14 protein-coding genes are annotated in these 21,377 nt (G+C 50.4%); 8 read left to right on the top strand and 6 right to left on the bottom strand.

The window, feature by feature from the left end; all coding sequences use genetic code 11:
• Nucleotides 1-7 precede the first annotated feature (7 nt).
• The 3 genes from F1593_RS17325 (at nucleotide 8) to F1593_RS17315 (ending at nucleotide 5,746) form a co-directional block, all read left to right on the top strand.
• On the top strand, nucleotides 8-2,173 hold the full coding sequence (locus tag F1593_RS17325; protein WP_172632201.1) for a TOMM precursor leader peptide-binding protein: 2,166 nt from the start codon (nucleotides 8-10) through the stop codon (nucleotides 2,171-2,173).
• Nucleotides 2,174-2,177: 4 nt separating this feature from the next.
• Complete coding sequence (locus F1593_RS17320) at nucleotides 2,178-4,202, top strand: TOMM precursor leader peptide-binding protein (RefSeq protein ID WP_172632200.1); 2,025 nt, start codon at nucleotides 2,178-2,180, stop codon at nucleotides 4,200-4,202.
• Nucleotides 4,203-4,282: 80 nt separating this feature from the next.
• Nucleotides 4,283-5,746 (top strand): SagB/ThcOx family dehydrogenase, encoded by a 1,464-nt coding sequence (locus F1593_RS17315; RefSeq protein WP_149402819.1) that lies wholly within the window; start codon nucleotides 4,283-4,285, stop codon nucleotides 5,744-5,746.
• Here F1593_RS17315 and F1593_RS17310 read toward each other — a convergent pair.
• Nucleotides 5,739-6,692 carry a helix-turn-helix transcriptional regulator gene (locus tag F1593_RS17310; RefSeq protein WP_172632199.1) on the bottom strand — a complete coding sequence of 318 codons (954 nt, stop codon included), beginning with the start codon at nucleotides 6,690-6,692 and terminating at the stop codon, nucleotides 5,739-5,741. The genes F1593_RS17315 and F1593_RS17310 overlap by 8 nt on opposite strands.
• A gap of 131 nt (nucleotides 6,693-6,823) precedes the next feature.
• Here F1593_RS17310 and F1593_RS17305 point away from each other — a divergent pair, with 131 nt between their 5' ends.
• Nucleotides 6,824-7,180, top strand: coding sequence for a VOC family protein (locus tag F1593_RS17305; protein WP_149402817.1), 357 nt, complete (start codon nucleotides 6,824-6,826; stop codon nucleotides 7,178-7,180).
• Between the two features lie 190 nt (nucleotides 7,181-7,370).
• On the opposite strand, the gene F1593_RS17300 is transcribed toward F1593_RS17305, so the two are convergent.
• Complete coding sequence (locus F1593_RS17300; protein WP_149402816.1) at nucleotides 7,371-8,336, bottom strand: D-2-hydroxyacid dehydrogenase family protein; 966 nt, start codon at nucleotides 8,334-8,336, stop codon at nucleotides 7,371-7,373.
• A 563-nt stretch (nucleotides 8,337-8,899) separates the two neighbouring features.
• On the opposite strand from F1593_RS17300, the gene F1593_RS17295 reads away from it, so the two are divergent.
• Nucleotides 8,900-9,733, top strand: a complete 834-nt coding sequence (locus tag F1593_RS17295; RefSeq protein ID WP_149402815.1) for a hypothetical protein — start codon at nucleotides 8,900-8,902, stop codon at nucleotides 9,731-9,733.
• A gap of 105 nt (nucleotides 9,734-9,838) precedes the next feature.
• Here F1593_RS17295 and F1593_RS17290 read toward each other — a convergent pair whose 3' ends face one another.
• A complete protein-coding gene (locus F1593_RS17290; RefSeq protein WP_149402814.1) occupies nucleotides 9,839-10,687 on the bottom strand; it encodes an alpha-amylase family glycosyl hydrolase in 849 nt (282 codons plus the stop codon).
• Between the two features lie 219 nt (nucleotides 10,688-10,906).
• The gene (locus tag F1593_RS17285) at nucleotides 10,907-11,440 is read right to left on the bottom strand and encodes an SRPBCC family protein (protein ID WP_149402813.1); all 534 of its coding nucleotides are present in this window, start codon (nucleotides 11,438-11,440) and stop codon (nucleotides 10,907-10,909) included.
• 350 nt (nucleotides 11,441-11,790) lie between these two features.
• Between F1593_RS17285 and F1593_RS17280 the strand changes: the two genes are divergently transcribed.
• Nucleotides 11,791-12,588, top strand: coding sequence for an SDR family oxidoreductase (locus F1593_RS17280; protein WP_149402812.1), 798 nt, complete (start codon nucleotides 11,791-11,793; stop codon nucleotides 12,586-12,588).
• 394 nt (nucleotides 12,589-12,982) lie between these two features.
• Here the strand turns inward: F1593_RS17280 and F1593_RS17275 are convergent, their stop codons facing one another.
• Complete coding sequence (locus tag F1593_RS17275) at nucleotides 12,983-14,053, bottom strand: hypothetical protein (protein WP_149402811.1); 1,071 nt, start codon at nucleotides 14,051-14,053, stop codon at nucleotides 12,983-12,985.
• Between the two features lie 724 nt (nucleotides 14,054-14,777).
• Complete coding sequence (locus F1593_RS17270) at nucleotides 14,778-15,527, bottom strand: pentapeptide repeat-containing protein (protein WP_149402810.1); 750 nt, start codon at nucleotides 15,525-15,527, stop codon at nucleotides 14,778-14,780.
• 290 nt (nucleotides 15,528-15,817) lie between these two features.
• On the opposite strand from F1593_RS17270, the gene F1593_RS17265 reads away from it, so the two are divergent.
• Together F1593_RS17265 and F1593_RS17260 are read left to right on the top strand one after the other, a co-directional pair.
• Nucleotides 15,818-17,692 carry a protein-glutamine glutaminase family protein gene (locus F1593_RS17265; RefSeq protein ID WP_149402809.1) on the top strand — a complete coding sequence of 625 codons (1,875 nt, stop codon included), beginning with the start codon at nucleotides 15,818-15,820 and terminating at the stop codon, nucleotides 17,690-17,692.
• 389 nt (nucleotides 17,693-18,081) lie between these two features.
• The gene (locus F1593_RS17260) at nucleotides 18,082-21,030 is read left to right on the top strand and encodes a sialidase family protein (protein WP_149402808.1); all 2,949 of its coding nucleotides are present in this window, start codon (nucleotides 18,082-18,084) and stop codon (nucleotides 21,028-21,030) included.
• Nucleotides 21,031-21,377 lie beyond the last annotated feature (347 nt).

Raw genomic sequence — 21,377 nt, 5'->3', positions numbered from 1 at the left:
AGCAAATATGCAACCAAGATTCAATGCAGATGTGTACTACATTCCACTGGATGATGGCGTGTATCTACGCAGCAACAATAATGGCCTCGCGCTCAAAGGAATGAGCTTATATCCTTTGTTAAAACATCTTGTTCCTCATCTCGATGGCACCGCTACGCTGGCAGAGATCACGGCAGGCCTGGATGTAGATAAAAAAAGGATGGTTACAAATCTGATTGAAAAGTTAGCAACCCACCATTTTTTGCATGATGTGAGCCAGGATCAATCCCATACTCTCGATTCAGAGGATTTAGCAACCTACACGACCAACATTACTTTTATCAACTCTTTCCAGACATCCGCTACCTCTCGCTTTGAGCATTTTCGCAATCAAAAACTGCTGCTGATTGGCTCAGGATACGGTTTTATTGCGCTCATACAGGCATGCCTGCACTGTGGAGTGAAGCACATCGCAGCTATCGATACGCTGGAAAGCTCGGAAAATAGGATTGCCACACCTGCACCTGCCTTTATCGACAGGGCCGCACAATTTTCGAGGTGTGATGCGGAACAAAGCGTGCAGTTTATGGCTGCCCCCGCCTGGGACCATGAGGCCGAAGTACGACCCCTGCTCCAGGACTGCGATGCTATGCTGCATATCTCTGATCAAGCACCGCTCGCACGAGCTCAACTATTAAACAGATTGTGCATTGAACAGCAAAAGATACTGATCCAGGCAATCGTGGTAGATGAACATGCCTGGATCGGCCCGCTGGTCAGTCCCACCACAGGAGCCTGCTGGGAGTGCGCATGGCGACGCCTGCAAGCAAATTCGACACAATCTTCAGCACAAGCTCAACAGTACGCGTTTTACGATCAGTCAACCACCACAAACAGCCTGTATCTTACCAGGACAACGGCGGCAATCAACGCGCAGCGACTCATCTTTGAAGTATTCAAATACTTCACACTAAGCAACCCCGGCGAAGCCCCACCACATCTAAGCTCGATTGATCTCAAGACAGGCACCAGTCAGAGCCATACCTATCTACCACATCCCCACTGCCAGTCAGACCAGCATCCGCCTGTCCCAACAGCGGCTCAGTTTCTGGAACAGATCCAGCGGTTACAGCTGCAAAATCCAATTGAGCCCCAGATATTATCGGAAAAGCTGGCCCATTGCTTTGACGATAGGCTGGGACTGTTTACAGCGCTTGATGATGACGATTTTGCTCAAACTTTTCTGGCAGTGTATCAAGTCCGGCTATCCAATCCAATGCTCACGCAGTATGCACCTGATGCTACGCGTGAAGCGCTCACTACCATTGCAGCCAGCAGCAAAACACAAAATGCCAGACTGCGGGCCTGCCAGAAGGCGTGCACACGCTATGCTGCCAATCTGGTGGATCAGCGGCGCTTACTATCCCAGGAGGCGCTACAGCATCATCCCTTGCCTGCCATAGCGCCTACCCAATTGATAGGCATACAAGCACCATCTAATGAGAGTGAGAGCTGGACATGGGCACTGGACCTGCATACACAACAGGTCTATCCTATCCCTGCTCAACACGTCTTCTGCCCTCCTCAGGAGTCAGAGCGCGGAATCGCAGCCGGGATAAATTGGCATGAAGCTATCTGTCAGGCTCTGTTAGACTGGTGCCAGTATCTCACGCTTGAGGAGTTACGCGAGGCGCATCAACCCTATAAGCAGGTTGATCTTGCCCATGCGCCAATGACAGCGGAAGGAGATTATCTCTATCATCTCCTCACGACTGCACTGGGACAGATTACTGTCTACGATGTCACAGGCAGCTTGCAAGTCCCTACCTTCGCCTTCTGTCTGACAGGCCCGGTTGTCACCTACAGTACACATTGCGATATCGCACAGGCACTTGAAACAGGATGCGAACGGGCATTACAGCAGTATCAAGCAGAGCAGTTCCGGCAGCCTGTCTATGCGCTCGCTCCTGTACCAGATTTACCGGCGAGCCGCCGTAGTAATCAACTCTCTGTACCATCCATGTTCTCACCAGCAACATGGGCAAAACGGCAGGCCCGGCTACTAGAAACATTGCAAACCCAACATTTACGCGCACTGGCGATCCCTCTGGACCATGATCCGGCTTTGATGCAGGTATTACCTTTTATCGTGCGTGTCCTCCTGACTCAAACAGAGGTACAATATGGAGCATAATCCTATGCGAGAGCACAGACAATATCCTATCGGGCTACTGGGGCAAGGGCTTATCCATCAAAGCGTCAGGCGTCATCTAGAGAACAGCTATCCCATCATCCCACTTGCCATGGAGGCTTCCTCCCAACAACTTGCCGCTGGCAAGCTGATCGTCTTTTGCAGCGACATATGGACTCCTCAAACACTGGCGAATATGAACTGCCGTTGCCTGCAAGCTGATGTAGCCTTGCTCCCCGTCTATACTCAATTTGGCGCGGCTATCGTCGGGCCCTGTATCATACCGAAGGAAAAAGGCTGTACTGACTGTGCTGAATTGCGGAAGTTAGGCGCAATCACCTCTGAAACGGAACGGGAGTTTGTGCGCCAGCATCTCTATGAAGAACGGGCACCAGTGGTCGCACAGCCCTGGCTGTCATCATTCAGCATAGAAATGCTGACAATGCTGGTCATAGAAGAAATCGCTGCCTACTTCCATCAGCCAGACCAGTTGCGCACCCGCTCTGCCTTGCTCTCCATCTCCCTGGAGACTCTGGATTGTAGCCGACATTCGTTCTTGCCTGTATCTTACTGTCCCGCTTGCGGAGAACTGAGCAGGGATACAGAGGAGATGGCGACCATTGCCCTGCAGTCATGCCCAAAACCAGATGTACACACATACCGTATTCAACAACCAGCCGCCAGCGCAGAACAAATTCTCGCCACCTATGTCGATAAGCAGGCAGGATTGATCTCTTCCCTCAGCGCGAACAACAAAAATTTGCTACCCATTGCCACGGCTCAGCTTTATTCTGAACTGGAAGATGGAGCCGACACAGCCATCGGGACTGGCTGTACGTTCCACACCAATCAGAGCAAGCTTGTCGCAGTATTAGAGGCTGTTGAGCGCTATGCGGGCTTGCGTCCAAGAAGCAAACTGACGACAATCAAGGCCAGCTATCAGCAACTTGTACAGCAGGCACAACCAGTACTTGATCCCACCAGGCTGGGATTACAGAGTCCAGAACAGTATGAGCAGCACAAGCAACAGCACCAGTGCCATCATCTGGTGGCCTATCAACCCGATCTGTCCTGCCATTGGATCTGGGGATATTCCTTCCAGCGTCAATCACCCATCCTCATACCGGAACACTGTGCCTACTATGGTGTGCCCATCAACCAGGAAAATCCAGCCTTTGTCTATGAAATATCAAATGGCTGCGCGCTTGGCAACTGCCTGGAGGAGGCCATTTTCCACGGCATGATGGAAGTGGTGGAACGCGACGCCTTCTTATTGATGTGGTATGCCCGACTCGGCTTGCCACGCCTCAATCTGAACTCAGTCAGCGATCCAACTATCCGTTTGTTGATTGGACATCTTGAGCACCATTCCGGCTATAGCATCCATGTCTTCAACGCCACCCTGGATCATGCGATCCCCTGCCTCTGCATGCTGGGTGTCGATGTCCAACAACGGGAAGGGATGCCAAAGGTGCATGTCCTGGCGGGCTCACATCCACAGCCAGAGCAGGCTCTGACAAGAGCGCTCCGCGAACTCACCTCCTCCCTGGCACTCTTACCCGAGGAAAATCAACAGCAGCGAGCGCATGCCCTGGAGATGCTTGCCGATGCCAGCCTTGTCCAATCCATGCCTGATCATCCCCAGGTGTACTATCTGCCGGAAGCGTTTGAGCGCTTCGATTTCTTGTATGAAAACAAACAACCACAGCAGACCTTTCAGGAAGCCTTCAGCAGCAGTTACCAGCATCCCGCAGAGCACCTGGACCTGCGGGATGACCTTGAGAATCTCATGGACTACTATCTCAAGCGTGGGACAGATATCATTGTGGTCGATCAAACAGCACCGGAACACATTCCCTGCGGACTGCGCTGCGTCAAGGTTCTGATGCCCGGGATGCTGCCCATGACCTTCGGTCAAAACAATCGGCGTATTCAATTTGAACGCCTGCATCAACTCCCATTTACCCTGGGATATCGTGATCATCCCCTCACCCAGGCAGAGATAAATCCGCATCCACATCCATTCTTCTGAGGCTCTCCGTCCTTCCGGGTAGCGGTGAAAGAGAGAAGTTGCGAAGATTACACGAGAAGATTACACGAGAGGAGTTTAGCATGGATATCAGTACCAGAACCTCACACATTGCGTATCGTTTACAAGAGAATGTAGAGATGAGCGAACGTGAGGATGGGGTGGCGGTCATCTCGCCTTTCTTCCAGATCACGATCGCTCCCCTCAGTCAGAGCCTGCGCCGCATATTGCTGCTACTGGCCGACACAACCTGTTCGGCGCGTCAGATTAATACAGCTATTAGAGAGGCGCATGAAGAAAACATGCTCACGACCTTCTATCGCTACCTCTCCAGCCTGCTACGGCATCAAATGCTTTTTATCTATGCAGGAAGTGAGGACAGATCTACACCTCTGGCAACCTTGATTCCGATTTCGTCGTATGTGCAGCATCAATGGATCAATGTGCGGGCCGAGCAAGCGTATCAGATGTCCCGTTTCGCCTACATCAGACGCGCTGAAGATGGCATGAGCTATCTAGAATCACCTCTCGCGCATGCGCGTATCAGACTTGAGCATCCAGTGACGACTCAGGTAATTTATCATCTTGGGAAGGCCATAACGCCCTGTGAGCTGATCCAGGCCATACCCGAGGAAGAAAAAGATAATTTGATCAGCGTGCTGGCGCTCCTGGTCATGGGAAACTTCGCTGCTCCAACCACTCCAACAGGTCGGCTGCATGAGGAGGAAGATGAAACGTTGCAGCAATGGGATTTCCATGATCTCTTATTCCACAGCCGTAGCCGAACCGGCAGGCATAATAATCCCCTTGGCGGGACTTATCGTTTTCTGCGACAGCTTCCCCCACAGCCGGCCATCAAGCAAGCACCATGGCCTGCCACCATTTCTTTACCCCGTCCCGATAGAGAGAGGATGCGAAGCGAAGATCCTGGTCTGGAGGCGGTGATGGAGGCACGCGCCTCGCTCCGTGACTATGGGACAGAGCCGATTACGCTGGCGCAACTGGCTGAGTTTCTCTATCGTGTGGCGCGTGTCAAAGAGGTCTACGACGATGATGACAGCGGTGAATTTACAGTCAGACCCTTCCCCGGCAGCGGCGCAAGCTATGAAATGGAATTCTATCTGACGATTGACCGCTGTGAAGGTCTTCAGCCAGGCTTCTACTGGTATGATCCATTGCAACATGCCCTGGCACTTATTCAGGAGTCCAATAAAGATACCGCCAGATTGCTCTATGAAGCCTATCAGGCCATGGGAGCCCCCGCGCAACCACAGGTCTTGATCACCCTGGCGGCCCGTTTCCAGCGTGTTTCATGGAAGTATCAAAGCATTGCCTATGCGCTGATCCTCAAAAATGTAGGCGTCATTTATGCCACGATGTATCTGGTGGCAACGGCGATGGATCTGGCTCCCTGCGCGCTGGGAGTCGGGGACTCGGACCACTTCACCAAATTGTCCGGTACCAACTATCTACAAGAAACCTCGGTTGGTGAATTTGCGCTTGGCAGTAAGCCAACTCCCACATCAGAGATAGAAGAGATCAGATAGCGAGTTGGATGATCTCTTCGGCAAGCGTTCGCAAGGCAAGCTTAAGCTCGACAGGCTGGCGGATCTCAAAGGAACAACCCAGGCTGACCAGGAAGCGTGCAATATAGTCAAGGCTGTGAATCGATGCTGAGAAAAGGATACCCTGTGCCAGCGGCTCAAGCGTGAGTGTCGCCAGGGATGCTGGGACTTTGCGCCTGGCCTCCGCCAGTGACAATTTGAGCAACACCTCTATGTTCCAGACATCGGGAATGGCAACAAAGGATTGGATGATGGCATCCAGAATGTTGAAATCAGTTGGACGAGTAAAAAGCTCTTTTTGAACCTCGACCTGCTGGATACGATCGAGCCGAAAAACTCTTAAGCTGGCGCGCAGATGGCAGTAGCCAACCGCATACCACTTCCCCTCATGACAAACAACTCCATAGGGATCGATCACGCGCTCTGTCTCTTGCTTGATCTTATTATGATAGCGAATACGTACCTGTTGTCCCTGTTGGGCTGCCAGGCTCAGGGTTTCGACCACTATGCGCTCGACCACCGTCTCTGGTGCGGTCATACCCAACACCAGCATCTCCTGGATGGCTTTGGCACGCCCTCGCAAGGGCAGAGGCAGCACACGCTCAATCCTGGCGATAGCGCCTTCACTCGCCGAGGTCATATCTCCAACCCCCAGCTTTTGTACCACCATCAGGCCCAACATCAGAGCCAGAACTTCCTCATTTGAAAACATCAATGGCGGAAGCTTAAAGCCGGGACGAAGTCGATAGCCGCCATGCCGACCCAGTACCGTTTCAACTGGGATACCAATATCCTGAAGCATCGTAATGTAGTGACGCACGGTTCGTACATCGACCTCCAAACGCTCAGCTAACGCTGGACCGCTGATCAATGGTCTGGCTTGAAGCAATTCCAGAACGATCAACACGCGACTGGTTGGATGATACATGAACTCTTTCTTTCTTTCTTTCTGACATAAAGACGAGAAAAGCCGGAACGATTCCTTCCGCATTCATCAGTATACTGGAGCAGATAGACATTGTGAAGACTCGTTCTCTCTCTACAGGAAAGGAAATGTTCATGTTTCAAGGATTGCGCACTGTGGTCTACGGCGTCGATGATATTGCAAAGGCCAAAGCATGGTATAGCGAAATACTCGGTATCGAGCCTTATTTCGATCAGCCATTTTATGTTGGCTTTACCGTCGGTGGCTTCGAGCTTGGCTTAGATCCTGCTGCTCCGCGTGGGGCATCCGGCCCGGTAGCCTATTGGGGCGTTGAGGATGCCCATGAAGCATACCAGCGCCTGCTCGCGGCGGGAGCACAGGAACGAACACCCGTGCATGACGTTGGAGACGGAATTTATACAGGTACCGTCCTCGATCCCTTTGGCAATTCTCTCGGCCTGATCAAGAATCCCCACTTCTCACCCGATTAACGAAAACCCGATAAGTATGGTCATACGTGTCACGGAGCCCGACCGCAAGGATCGGGCCTTCGTTGTATGAGCTAAGATGTCGGTACGATGAACAGAAAAGCGTACCTCGGTTGCGACCTCGGCACCCACCTACACTTCTCCATCGTCATTCTCATTCTTTTAACGGTATTGCCCATCACGAGGGTGGAGATTAACGCGCTGCTAAGGACTGAGGGTTGGCGATGCTTTGCGGATGGCCTGCGGCATAGGCGAGGAGAAGATCAAAGGCTGATCCGAAGTAGAGTTCATAACTGTCCTTCTCGACATAGCCCAGGTGCGGCGTGCAAACTACATTATCCATATGCAACAGTGGACTGTCATGCAGCGGTTCTTCCTCATAAACATCGACAGCCGCGAGGCCGGGGCGACCAGCCTGGAGCGCATTGACCAGGGCATCCTTCTCGATCAATCTGGCCCGACTGGTATTGACCAGCAGTGCGGACGGTTTCATTTCAGCCAGATCGGCGGCTGTGACAATGCCCTGCGTCTCAGGTTTCAGCGAGATATGCAGGGAGAGCACATCGGCGCTTCTGAAAAGGTCAACTTTACTAGCGGCTGTGGCAAAACCATCAGCACTGGCGCGTTCAAGGGAGCCAGCACGCCCCCAGACCAGGACTTGCATCCCAAACGCTTTGCCATAGCCAGCAACGATACGGCCAATCCTGCCATAACCAAAAATGCCCAGCGTCCGACCGCGCAAGCCATAACCCAGGGTATATTGCCACTGACCCATCTTCAAGCGTGCCACCTCCTGTGGGATGTGACGCATAGCCGCCAGTATCAATCCCCAGGTCAATTCAGCTGTGGATTCGGATGAACCACCGCCCTGCGCGACCGCCACACCGTGGCGTGTACAGGCATCCAGATCGATATGTGCAATCCCTTTGCCCGTCTGACTGATCAGTTTGAGGTGGGGTAAGCGAGCCAGCAATTGTTCGGTAATCGGGGTGCGCTCACGAATCAGGACCAATGCATCGGCATTCTGAAAACGCGTGACCAGCGTATCAATATCCCTTACTGTATCATTATAAATCGTCACCTCGTGCCCGGCCAATTTATCGAAGCAGGCAAGATGGCGTACAGCATCCTGATAATCGTCTGGAATCACAATCTTCATACGTTCATTCCTCTTATTTACAAGCTGCCAGGCGAGAAGCGTTTGCAACTGTTCTTATGCTATGCGCTTGCATAGATATTCATTGTGGCATGCCAGCAAGCGCTATGTAAAATGGAATAAAACCTATCAAGGTACAGGTATCCTCACACCCATTAATCAGCAAGACAGTTTATAACACCTACACAGATGGTCCACTTGGCGTCGTCACGTATGCCACCAACAATGATGCGGTCCAGACGACCTATAGCAATACGCGTGTATGGATTTCCTGATCCTAAAAAACATACAGCACGTTAAGCCCTTATCGTAAAGATGAGGGCTTCTTTTTCAGCGTAGCAAGGTTGTAACTACCATATTCCCCTGATCATTGATTGCCGGCATAGGCTTATTGCCCATGTACTTTTGTATATGTTTGTTGTAATATATCTTTAAAGGCTTTGTAGCATAGAATAAGAAATATCTCTACTTTCATAGCAGTAATTTTATTACAAGCTCTAACTTTGTCTGGTAAAGATTTTAAGCAGTAGCGTGTGATACAATCATGTTCCGGAGAGGTACTTGCTATGCTACGACGGTTCTCATTGCGTATCGGAGCGATCTCATTAATTATTGGAAGTCTGTGTGCGTTGCTGGGAGAAGGATTAAATCTCTGGAATAATGATCCTACACAGAATAGCTGGTTTCTCCCGATGATCCTGGCGGCATTGGGAACGATGGTCCTGCTCTATGGTATCAATATCTACACCATATTGTCAGATAAGATCAATTTGTTGGGAGTTCTCAGTTCCCTGCTGTTCTTTCTGGGCGCGCTGGTATTCGTGGTCGGCGTGATCGCTATTGATATCATCGTGGTTCCGATGCTCTTGAGTATGGCACATACGCTCACAACGGTAATCAATGCGCCAGGAAATGCAGCCCAGAGCGCCGCCAACTCGGCCTCATCGGGACTTAATAGCTTGAAGGATGGTATCGCGGGACTGTTTGGACAGAGTGCCAGTGGCTCAGATATCCCCTCCGTCCAGATTCCACAGGTCAACGGTCTGGATCTTATCAATAAAGCACTGGCGAGTTTCCATCTTCCATCATTTGCCACCATTACACACTGGGGACACTTCTTTTTCTCAGGGGGACCACTCGCACCTGGCTGCTTGCTTCTGGGCATTGCGCTCTGGCAAACACGATCCTTTCCGCGCCTCACCTGCTATGCCTTGATTGGCGGCGCTGGCCTGAATCTGATCAGCCAGATATTTCTCTCACTCCCCATCCTGAGTAACATAACTGGGATGCTCCTCTTCGCCTCACTGGCCTTGCTGGGCATCTCAATGCTCTCTCCCACGAAAATGGATGACCTCTCGCAAAGCGTATTCAGCCATACAGGCAGACACGCACGCAAATAAGGCCACCCGGAAAACAGTTTGTAGTGTGTGGTGCAAGATCCCAATGGTACTTCTTAGCGAGGCAACATAAAAGGTATTAGATACTTTATAAAGCGCATCAAAAGGTTACGCTGGTATCTCCTCCGCTAACTGGATCACATAGCCCTCATTGGCAGGCAAAGAGAAGCGAGCCAGATCCAGCGTGCCTTCGTGATCCATATGGGTGGAGATAACGATGCGACCGGTCCCTAACCGGGGTAATTCAACCTCAAGCTCCTCAGCGCCGCAGTTGAGAACGATCAGGAAACGCTGATCCTCATACTGGCGGAGATAGGAAAAGCAGCCTGCCGGTACTGCATCGATAGGCTGATAGGTGCCGACATTGAGTGCCGGTTGCGTACGCCGTACCTGTAACAAGGTGCGGATCAACGACAGGAAGGAATGGGGATCTTTGCGCTGCTCCTCTACATTGCGCACCTGATAATCCGCCGATAAAGGCAGCCAGGGAGTCACGCCGGGAGCAGTAAAGCCAGCATTGATGCCAGCATCCCATTGCATGGGTGTACGTTCGGGATCACGACCAAATTCAGCCCCAAATTTTCCCTGGGGATCGGTCCTGAACTCAGGCGGCACTGGCACATCCGGCAATCCCAACTCGTCAGCATAGTAACAGGTCGGGGTGCCACGCAATGTCAACAACAGCATCTGAGCGATACGCGCCTGCTCACTGCCGACACGGGATGCAACACGAGCATTATCATGGTTACTCAGCACCCAGTTAGGCCATGCCCCCTCTGGCAATGCCAGTTCATAAGGATTGACTTTGGAACGCAACAACTGATCATCCCACTTCTCCGTGGTGATCAATTGGAAGTTGAATGGCAGGTGTGCCTCATCACTGTTACTATCCATAAAACTGCGTGGATACACCTGGTAAACAACACCAGACTGCCACCATGCGTGTGATTGCAGCATGATAAGAAGACCTCAATAATTAAAGAACGCCGTCTTACAACAGCGTTCTTGCCTTTTTCTTCAGTATATCCGCAACCAGTTGCTTATTCAAGAGTACCAGGGGAGGAGAAAAGAAGGTTATCTATGAAAGTGCAACAAAAAAGCATGGGTTGAAGCGTGATAGAGAACGCTTCAACCCATGCTCTCAGGAAAAGGATTAGAATAGGGATATTCTCAAGCTTACATCGTTTCGTCCTGACGTGGGGTTGTCTTTTTTTTGGCAGCCGCGCTATCCGCGTGGAAAATGTAGCTCGAGGAATGGGGATCAAGCGCTCCCGGCGGGGCCTGCTCAACCAGATGCGCAAAGTTATTTAAATCGCGCTGCAAAGCTTCCTGGAAATGGCGTCCGCCACCGGCTTTTTCACCGATTTCACCCAGCACACCGGCCGGGGGATTGTAGTTGATGGTTACGTCGACACGAGTTTGATTCTGGCCCGTTGGCTCAAAGCGGACCGCTCCAAAGTTATCCAGGCCATTCGTCGAGCGCCAACCAATCTGGCGATCCTCAATCCAGTTGTCATTTTTCGCATCCCACTTATGGTGACCAATAATATCGGCTTCCCAGTGGCTGTTTTGATCATCGCGGTACGTTACTTCCTTCACAAAGGACATAAATTTGGGGAAATCATTAAAGTGGGAAAACAACGAATACACTTGATGAGCTGGTGCAGGAACCACTACTGATGCCTCGTGTGTTGTATACTTCTCAGCCATTATAGCTTCCTTTCTTTTTCAAGCTCAATTGAAAACTTCTGTTGCAGACACTCCCCTGCTATACTCACGCATTGCAGTGAAAGTAGTGTCTGGTGGTATTACGTTCTTGCATTTCATTACGCGTCAATACGTAACCATCTATTCAAAATATCAAAACTCGCTATAATAGAGGTTATCGGCAGGCTAATCGAAGCTCAAAGAGCCTCAAACGGATCAACGAACACATCTGAAACCATTCATCTGTACAGCTCGCATGTGGTATCGGGAAGAATATGATGAAGTGGCTTCACAGCGGGCATCTCACTGCCTATTTCAGTGATATTTAATGTTAACAAAAAAGGAAAAAAGGCATGCCATCTTCAGCTTTAGATATGCAAGGAAAAGTTGCACTGATTACTGGCGCGGGTTCGGGTATTGGCAAGGCTACGGCTCTACTTCTAGCACAGCGGGGAGCAAAAGTAGCTGTATCAGGCCGCACTGCTGACGAAATAGCACAAACCGCCGCCGAAATTATTCAACAGGGTGGAGAAGCCATCAGTATTGTAGCGGATATCTCGGTTCAGTCAGATATGGAACATGTGATGCAAAAGGTGCTGGAGACCTGGGAACGTCTGGATATCGTCTTCGCCAACGCCGGTATCAATGGTGTCTGGGCTCCAATTGAGGATTTATCGCTCGAGGATTGGTCCAAAACCATCAATATCAATCTGACGGGCACCTTTTTGACAATCAAGGCAGTTGTATCGGCTTTGAAGAAGCAAGGTGGTGCGATTATCATTAATTCCTCGGTCAATGGCACACGCGTCTTTAGCAATACCGGCGCCACCGCTTATTCAGCAACGAAAGCAGCGCAGATCGCCATGACAAAAATGCTGGCCGTCGAACTGGCACAGAACAATATCCGCGTCAATGCGGTCTGTCCGGGCGCAACGGTGACAAAGATCAGTGATAATACCGAGTTCCGTAACCTGGATCAGATTAATTTCCCGATGCAATTCCCCAAAGGACCAATCCCTTTAGGTGATGGCAAACCTGCCACCCCAGAACAAGTGGCAGAGGTTGTGGGATTTCTGGCCTCCGATGCCGCCAGCCATATCACCGGCACCGAACTCTGGATCGACGGTGCATACTCCCTTGTCAAGGGTTAAAATAGAATGAGTATATAGGGCAACCTTTAGTGCAACACTAAAGGTTGCCCTATATACTATTACAAAGTATTTGATTCCCATGGTCTTCGCCATCCTGGTGTATGAGTTTTCGCACCGATGGTGCTCAAAACTGTTTTTAGTGTATGTTGCTGTAAATGTGCTAAGCACATTTACAGCAACATACACTAAAAAGGGCGCAGGCGCGCAGGCGCCTGCCAGCAGGTGAGCAGCAAGATCCCATGCTCTCCACCATCTCTATGCATGAGGTTTCGCACCTGCAACATACACTAAAAAGGGCGCAGGCGCGCAGGCGCCTGCCAGCAGGTGAGCAGCAAGATCTCACTCCCAGCGGGATTCCGGCCTTCTCTTACAGGGAGATCAAGCTTCAAGATTGCTAGCTGCAATAGCCAAACAGGGTACTGATAAAGTAATGATCGGCGTTTTCGAAGTTATAGAAGACGTTATTTTCAATCACATCAAAGCGCTGTAAGGGAACCAGTAAGCCACGTGCATCCAGTTCAAAGTCGCGGTAAAATTGATGATCTAATTTTCGCTCACCCCATTTGCTTCCAGTGGTGACATCAATTGCATCAATAGCCGAGTTGACGACATGACCGGCTAACTTCATCATCCGGGTCTCTTTTTCGAGGAATTCCTGTTGAATGCTATGCGTGAGATTGGCTGTCACATTGATTTCAGCGGTGGCTTCCCTGACATTGGCACCCAGCCCTTTTTTCAAGGCATCGACACGATCAATATGCCAGCGAGATCCGATCAAACCACGGGTATTACCATCTCCGCTAAAAGTGATCAATCCTTTTAAGCCGTGTAACGGCTTTTTTCCTGCTTGCTCCGAGCCATGGCAGAGCGACGAGAGATCTTTCTGTATCAAACGCTCGACGCCTTCTCTGGTCTTGACAGCCTGTAAGCGACTCACCTGGGTGCTATTGGGTGTCAGGCCAAGATCATAGTGAAAGCCGGTGGTGACCAGATAGCCCGGTTCGCCATCTGGCAATCTAAAATCATAACTGGTATTTACGGCGGCCCGCTGGTTCCTTCGTAAAACCTTGCGCTCGACTACCGGCAAATGGACGGTACTGCGCGACCGCACCACCAGGTCTTTCGAGGAGACCAGATATTGATCATGGCCATCACGTATCTTGCCGTTTGTTTCCTGGGTACCATGGCGAAAAATGACCACTTCATCTCCAAAGACATCCTCAAGCAGGCGAGTCATCCCCACGCTCTTTGAATTCACGGCACCAGCTTCCTGAAAATGCATCGTAAAAGCTACGCCATTGCGCTGTGCACGCCGCCGCATGGCCTTCAGAACATTAACCGTAGGAATATCACCGCGCAATAACTGTCCTGCATTGCCAGAAAACACCATCAGCGCGGGCAAGCTATCGGTAGGATGCTCGATAGTTAAGACACGACTTCTATTTTCTGAATTCTGTATAAGCATAGTGTAGAAGATCCTTTAGCTGAACAGTAAGCCAGTGAAAGCTGGATATTCTTTTCACGGTTATTCCTTATTGTCACATAATTTCCGGCTGCATCATATTTTCAATAGCATCATAGATGATGATAAAAATCATACGTCAAAAAAGAAAACAGGTCAATTCCTATGAGCCTACACGATCCATGGGCTAGCAACAATGTCTAAACGCAATGCCCTGATCCACCGCCTGCAACCAAAGCATAAAAATAACAGGAACAGGCAGACGCTGACACGCCTGCCTGTTCCTGTTATTTAATGCAGAAAACGTGATAAAAGTTCCTGAGCACTAGAGGTGCGCGATCTCATACACGAAGATCACGAAAACCATGGGAGTCTAACACGCTTTTTATGAGGCTAATTGGGCTGCTTTCTCGACGAGTTCTTTGAGCTCAGGTGGCAGACCAGGAGAAAATTCTTCTGGACGCTCTGCTGCCAGTTTAAGCGGTGAGCCTGCTGGTGGTTCAGGGGCTACCTTGAGCTCGCCAGGACCATGAAAAATCTCCTTCTCATATCACTACAAAATCACACTATAGATATAATTTTGTAGCACATAATGATATCTATACACATGTTACACGTTGGATACTATAAAATCATGTCTTTGTATTTCAGTGTATCTTAACGTGTATCCACCATATAGTATCGGCAGGAGATGGCTAATCCCCAAAGTGTGAGACATAGAACTGCTTCATCGGAAGGCAAAAGATTCAAGCATGGCTCCAGTGAGCAAGGCGCCTTGATGACGCGTATATTTCCAGTTAGTACCACGCAGATCAGCGGCCCGCAGGTCGGTAGCACGAAAATCGGCATGGTAGAGCTGACTTTCACGCAGGTCTACGTCGATCAGGCTCGCATGAGAGAGGTGTGCTCCTTTAAGATTGCTTTTGAGGAGACAGGCTTCTTCCAGATGAGCATATTCTAAGTGGGCAGCCGATAAGTTCACTTCGCGCATGTTGGTCTGGTTGCAGCGTGCCGCCCGTAAGGATGCATGGCGAAACGAGACACCTCTCAGATTGGCATGCCGCAAATCTACATAATCGAGCATGGCGCCACGAAAGCATGCACCATGGAGATTAGCACGATGAAGATTCGCACCCCATAACCAGGATTTTTTCCATTGGGTATGTTGAAGATCAGCATGACTGAGATCCGCATTGCAAAGGTTCGCACCCACAAAAGATGCCTGCTGAAAGAGACAATCGATCGCACTCATATCGCTCAAATCGGCGCGATCCAGTCGCACAGAGCGCAGATTACAGGCTTGCAACAGGGCTCTCTGGAAATTTGCACGCTGCAAATGGCACGCCTGCAAATCAACCTCGATCAATTGGGCATCTGAAAAATCGATGTATGCATGGGGATGTTTTTTTCTCCAGGCATTCCAGACCGCAGCCCCTTGCCTGAGAATAACAAACTGGCGTTCATTCATTGTACTCATCCTGACCTTCCCTTGTCACAGCATTGTGAACAAGCTATCTAGAGAGCATACCACTACCATAAATAGCATAAGTGTTCCCTCTCTATCTTATCTCGCATACATTACTAGTATACAGAATTTATAATCCAGTATGAAACAGCTTTTCAGCAAATATATGCTTTAAGATTTTAATAAGTACATATACAATTAGAAGATATTCCTTACAAATACTTGATACTATTTCCCTTTACGTTCTCTTTAAATTACAGTATGATTGTTATAAAACTATGCAAATGAGAGCGATGATATATATGGTCAGGAATAACTTTTCTGAAGGTGAGAAATCTATTCTTACTGGTGACGTTTCTACAACCGAGCAATCAAATATATACAACTTGATGACCTCCTTGCTTGAACAGAACAAAAACAAAGAACGCAAGGATGGAGGAAACACATATTCTATCACAAAACTCAACAATAACGAGATAAAGGGAATATTCGCCAGCGGAGAGACAAAAGAAGTTTCGCAGGTGCAACGCTTTGATGTAACGGAAAGATTACGCACCTTGAAAGAGCACTGTCTGGAGAGAGAGGCTCTTAATGAGCAGAAGATCATGCAAGAAATTGGTTCCTGGAATATGGAAACGGTAGAGGTCACGCATCTTGCAAACAGAGATCTGCACTATGATGCGGCAGCGCGCGATTTCCCGGTCGCGGATGTGCTTGATTTTCCTGTTCTCGCACAAGACTTTACCTCTCTGATGCAAAATAAAACAGCCGCTCCTGAACAGTTTTATCGCGTCCTACAATCATTGCAGGCCGAGCCTGCGGCTATTGCTAAATTTGAAGAGTATTACCAACAAAAAAGTGGTATCGCTCTGAAAGAGGATTTACAAAGACGCTTTCAAGGACCCGAAGATCGATCACGCCTGAACTATGCACTGCAACTGCTTCAGCCTCAAAGCTTACGCCGGGATCAAAAGCTTCCCTTTTTACAACAGCAAATCAGCATACAACAAAATACATCGCGTCTCTATAAAAGTATTGAGCTAATCCATCAAGCCCTGCAAGACAAAAATCCTGAGGCTTTTTATCAGGAAACGACACATCTCCATCGCAACACAGATCTGCTGCTGGCGCTGAGCGATACCTACCAGAAAAAATATCCCACAGAGGCTCCACTCTATAAACGTGTCCAGGAGACGTTTTCCGGTAACGCACTTGACTATGCACAATACCTGCTAGGCGATCAGAAACTGGAGAAAAAGTCTCTGACTCAGTACGAAGCTATGCAGCTTGCGAAGGCTATGGCCCAATTAACCTTTAAACCTTTCCATGGAGAGCGCGTACCCATACCCTATGATCATCCCGATGGATGCTATATTCGCGCTCATACGATGAGTCAGGTTTTCAAAGAGTTGGGATACACAGCAGAAAAAGTCTATTTCTTCTCTTACGACTTTGATGCGAAAGGTCATAGACAAGCCAGACTCAACAATCAGCAGAAAATGGAACAGGGACAAGAATATCGTAAGGTAACAACCTGGTTATATCATACAGCAGTAACCATTCCAGTGGAGTTAAGCAGGCATCAAACGCAATCCGGTACGTTACGACTCGTTTTTGATCCAGACTTCAGTGACCGTCCGCTACCCATCAAACAAGAGGCAGCAAAAATCAGTGCAGATCAAACGGTGCAACAACTATCATGGAACAGTTATCGCACCAAATTAGAGATGGAACAACGTCAAGACCCTGCACGGCAACAACTGTATCCTTCGGAACATATCTATGCTGTGACTGCGCATCGCAACTACTATGATTTTCCCACCCTGGGCGATATCCAGCAAGATAGATCTAAATTGACCTCAGTTCCTGACCAGGAGGCCGGGCTGGATCATAGAAATAACCTCTCACAATATACTCGTCATGCCGAGATTATATCATTACAACGTCGGCTCCATGAACAGATATCTGAGCTCAAAAGTAAGCAGGATACTCAATCTTTGCTGGAAAAACTGGAAAAACTGGAAGATGCTGATTCTACACTCATGGCTCAGGCCAACGACGTTTTTCCGGGCCTTTTTCTCAATCTCAAGTCAAAACTTGATAATGATCTGGCAACAATACTCTCGCCCGACACAAAGGAAAATTTTGCCGATCTTTTAGTCAACTATCTCATGTAACCGACTCTTCATTAGCCACGCCCCAACTGCACAATAGTCTCATTTAACCAGTTTTTAGTCAGCAGGTCAGTTTACTTTGACTTTTGGAAGCTATTCCAGCTATATAGATACTATAAGTAAGTGCTGTTATACAACAGAGGAGCGGCAAGGAGGGCTGCTCCCTTTACATCCCTGCAATGGCGGATGGAACCGACATGCAGAACAATCTCCTCCCACAAAACAGCACACGATGCTTTTGCTCGCTATCTGGTCTTATCTCTGTGGATGCCTGGCTGGCTATTTCGCTGTTTTGCTCCTCTTCATCAACGTCGAAAAGTTATGTTGACAGCATGACCTGTCCCTGTAATGCTCCCCAACTCTGTTTGATAGCAACCAAGGAGAACTTTACTATGATAGAAAAGTTATCCCTTTCCCTCAGGCGGCGTAGATGGCTGCTCCCCATGCTCTCACTGGCAGTCATGATCCTATCTATGGTGCCGATGCTGGCAAGTCCATCCAGGAATGTGAACGCCGCTGCAGCGGCTTCGCCGGCCGCTACACAGGCGTATACCTGGAAAAATGTCGTCACCGGCGGCGGCGGCGGCTTTATCCCCAATATTATCTTCAACCAGAAACAGAAGGATTTGATTTATGCCCGCACCGATATGGGCGGGGCCTACCGCTGGAATCCCACGACCAGTACCTGGACACAGTTACTCGATTGGGTGAGTCCCGACCAATGGAATATGACGGGTGTTGAAAGTCTGGCGACCGATCCCGTCGATCCCAATCGTCTCTATATTGCGGCGGGAACCTATACGAACTCGTGGACGAGTATGAATGGCGTGATCCTGCGCTCAACTGATCAGGGCAAGACCTTCCAACAGACGCCAATGCCTTTTAAGATGGGCGGCAATATGCCGGGACGCGGCATGGGCGAACGCCTGGCGATTGATCCGAACAACGATGCAATCCTCTATTTTGGCGCACGCAGCGGCAATGGCTTATGGAAGAGTACCGATTATGGGGTGACCTGGAACAAGGTGACGAATTTCCCCGATAGCGGTCCCTTCGTCGAGAAGGCAGGTGATGCCTATCAGGGTGATCCGCTGGGTGTGGTGTGGGTGACCTTTGATCCTTCAACCGGTACGGCTGGCAAGACGACCCAGACTATTTATGCAGGCGTCGGGGATAACAGTAGCGGCGCGCATAATATCTATCGCAGCACGGATGGTGGCGCAACCTGGGCTCCCATACCCAATGAACCGACCTGTAGCGTGAGCGGTACAACGGTCACCTGCACGGGTGGCGCGACCTGGAGCACGACGACGAACGCGACAACTGGCTATCTCCCCCATCAGGGCAAGCTCGATTCCAATGGTACATTATATGTGACCTATAGCGATTGGGATGGTCCCTATAATGGTGGTCATGGGGATGTCTGGAAGTTTGTGCCCGCGACCTCAACCTGGACAAAGATCAGTCCTGTCCCGGGCTCGGATACGACCAATAACAACTTTGGCTATGGCGGTCTGGCGGTCGATATGCTGCATCCAGGCACGCTAGTGGTTGCACCCGTGAATCTGTGGTGGCCGGATGCACAACTGTATCGCTCCACGGACGGCGGCGCAACCTGGAAGACGATCTGGGAGTGGGCATCCTATCCTACACGCACCTTGCATTACACTATCGATATCTCTAACGCACCGTGGTTGAATTTCGGCGCGACCAATGTGGTTGATCCCGTGCCGCCCGTCAAGCTGGGCTGGATGATTGAGGGCATGAATATCGATCCCTTTAATTCAGATCGCTTGATGTATGGGACGGGCGCGACACTGTATGGAACTACTAATCTGACGGCGTGGGATACTGGTGGGCAGGTTGCGATTAAGAGTACCGCCATGGGTATTGAAGAAGAGGCCGTGACGGATCTGATCAGTCCGCCCGCCAATGCACATCTCTATAGTACGGTCGGGGATGTCAGTGGCTGGCGACACGATGATTTCACGAAATCACCTGCCACGATGTATTCGATTCCCTATGCAGGGACCTATTCCGCTATCGATTATGCGGAGCTAAATCCAAACTTTATGGTCCGGGTCGGCTATGGGAATCCCAGTGCTTCCCCGGCAGTTACCAGCAGTGCTTTCAGCTATGATGGCGGCGCGACCTGGTTCGCGGGCAATAAAGATATCTCAGGCGTCTCTAGCAGTGGTGGATCAGTGGCGGCAGCGGCGGATGCCAGTCGTGTGCTCTGGGCTCCCAAAAATGCTGCGCTATCCTACTCGACCGACAATGGCAATACCTGGATCGCTTCAACGGGTATTCCACAAAACGCTGTGGTGGCCTCGGATCGTGTCAATCCAAAGAAATTCTATGGCTATGGACAGGGCAAGTTCTGGCTCAGTACCGATGGCGGCGCGACCTTCAACGCGACCAGCGCGACTGGCTTGCCCCAGGCCAATGACTCGGTGGTTGTGAAAGCGATGCCCGGCCATGAGGGCGATGTCTGGGTCGCCGGTGGCAGTACGGGCAATGCTTATGGTATCTGGCATTCGACCGATAACGGGAACACATTTACCAAACTCACGAGTGTCAGCGCCGCTGACTCGATTGGCTTTGGGATGGCCGCGCCAGGACAGAACTATATGACGCTCTATGCCAGCGCTATTGTCGGTGGTGTCCACGGCATTTTCCGCTCCACCGATAGCGGTGCCAACTGGGTACAGATCAATGATAGCCAGCACCAATATGGCGCGGTCTGCTGCGTCACCGGTGATCCACGGGTCTTCGGACGTGTCTATTTAGGCACGAACGGCCTCGGCATCATCTATGGGGATATCGCAGGCACAACGCCCACTCCCACACCAGGCGGCACGCCGACCAGTACACCCACGTCAGTAGCGACCACGCCCACGCCCAATCCTACCCCAACATCGACGCCGGTCACTCCCACGCCAACCGCGACGGCAACCCCGGTGGGAGGAGGCAATGGAGTCACTGCCAGCGGGGTGGTAGCCAGTTCAAGTCCTTATTATACTGAAGAACAGGTTAAATTTAGCAACGCCGCAGCGATCAGTGCTATGACCATCACGATCACGGTCCAAAAGACCCCTGGGATCACATATAACGGCATGTATACGACGTTCGGCAGTACAACCACAACCCATGTGGACAGCAGCACGACCGTCATCTATACCTATACGCTGAATAGTGGCCAGAGCATAGCAGTATCCTCAAATCTGCTGGCGGCGGCCCAGTTTAGCGGCAATGGAACCACCCATACCACCAGCGGTGATCTATGGTCGATCACGACCACCAGCGGCAGCAAAACAAACACCATCAGCGGTCACTTCTAAGAATGTGTCGACTCCCAGTACCAGCGGGATCTTGCTGCTCACCTGCTGGCAGGCGCTTCACCTACTCCAACAAATGAATGGAAAGAGGGAGCATGGGGAACGCCGATGCATCAGTAGGAGCCACCCTTCACGGGTGGAGGGGAATTGCCATTGCGCCCCAAAGCTGCCCCAGAGCAGGCGGGAAGGAGAGCCAGTGCGAGAGGGTCGTGGCCCTCCACCCGTGAGAACTTATCCGAAAACCTACAAGGAGGAAACGCGATCACATTGTTGAAAGCAAATGAGCGCACAAGCCAAGCACAACAAGGTCTGATAGGAACGCGGGCGCTTCTCCCAGCGGATCAGCAGAC

The organism is Dictyobacter arantiisoli (assembly GCF_008326305.1).
Taxonomy (GTDB): domain Bacteria; phylum Chloroflexota; class Ktedonobacteria; order Ktedonobacterales; family Ktedonobacteraceae; genus Dictyobacter; species Dictyobacter arantiisoli.
Note: the sequence above shows the minus strand (reverse complement) of the source record. Positions and strands in the feature narration are given on the sequence as shown.

Bases quoted from the DNA above. Each gene is read 5' to 3' on its own strand.
- F1593_RS17265 (WP_149402809.1), top strand. From the start codon at position 15,818: ATGGTCAGGAATAACTTTTCTGAAGGTGAGAAATCTATTCTTACTGGT.
- F1593_RS17305 (WP_149402817.1), top strand. From the start codon at position 6,824: ATGTTTCAAGGATTGCGCACTGTGGTCTACGGCGTCGATGATATTGCA.
- F1593_RS17290 (WP_149402814.1), bottom strand. From the start codon at position 10,687: ATGCTGCAATCACACGCATGGTGGCAGTCTGGTGTTGTTTACCAGGTG.
- F1593_RS17315 (WP_149402819.1), top strand. From the start codon at position 4,283: ATGGATATCAGTACCAGAACCTCACACATTGCGTATCGTTTACAAGAG.
- F1593_RS17310 (WP_172632199.1), bottom strand. From the start codon at position 6,692: ATGTATCATCCAACCAGTCGCGTGTTGATCGTTCTGGAATTGCTTCAA.
- F1593_RS17275 (WP_149402811.1), bottom strand. From the start codon at position 14,053: ATGCTTATACAGAATTCAGAAAATAGAAGTCGTGTCTTAACTATCGAG.
- F1593_RS17260 (WP_149402808.1), top strand. From the start codon at position 18,082: ATGATAGAAAAGTTATCCCTTTCCCTCAGGCGGCGTAGATGGCTGCTC.
- F1593_RS17280 (WP_149402812.1), top strand. From the start codon at position 11,791: ATGCCATCTTCAGCTTTAGATATGCAAGGAAAAGTTGCACTGATTACT.
- F1593_RS17295 (WP_149402815.1), top strand. From the start codon at position 8,900: ATGCTACGACGGTTCTCATTGCGTATCGGAGCGATCTCATTAATTATT.
- F1593_RS17270 (WP_149402810.1), bottom strand. From the start codon at position 15,527: ATGAGTACAATGAATGAACGCCAGTTTGTTATTCTCAGGCAAGGGGCT.
- F1593_RS17320 (WP_172632200.1), top strand. From the start codon at position 2,178: ATGCGAGAGCACAGACAATATCCTATCGGGCTACTGGGGCAAGGGCTT.
- F1593_RS17285 (WP_149402813.1), bottom strand. From the start codon at position 11,440: ATGGCTGAGAAGTATACAACACACGAGGCATCAGTAGTGGTTCCTGCA.
- F1593_RS17325 (WP_172632201.1), top strand. From the start codon at position 8: ATGCAACCAAGATTCAATGCAGATGTGTACTACATTCCACTGGATGAT.
- F1593_RS17300 (WP_149402816.1), bottom strand. From the start codon at position 8,336: ATGAAGATTGTGATTCCAGACGATTATCAGGATGCTGTACGCCATCTT.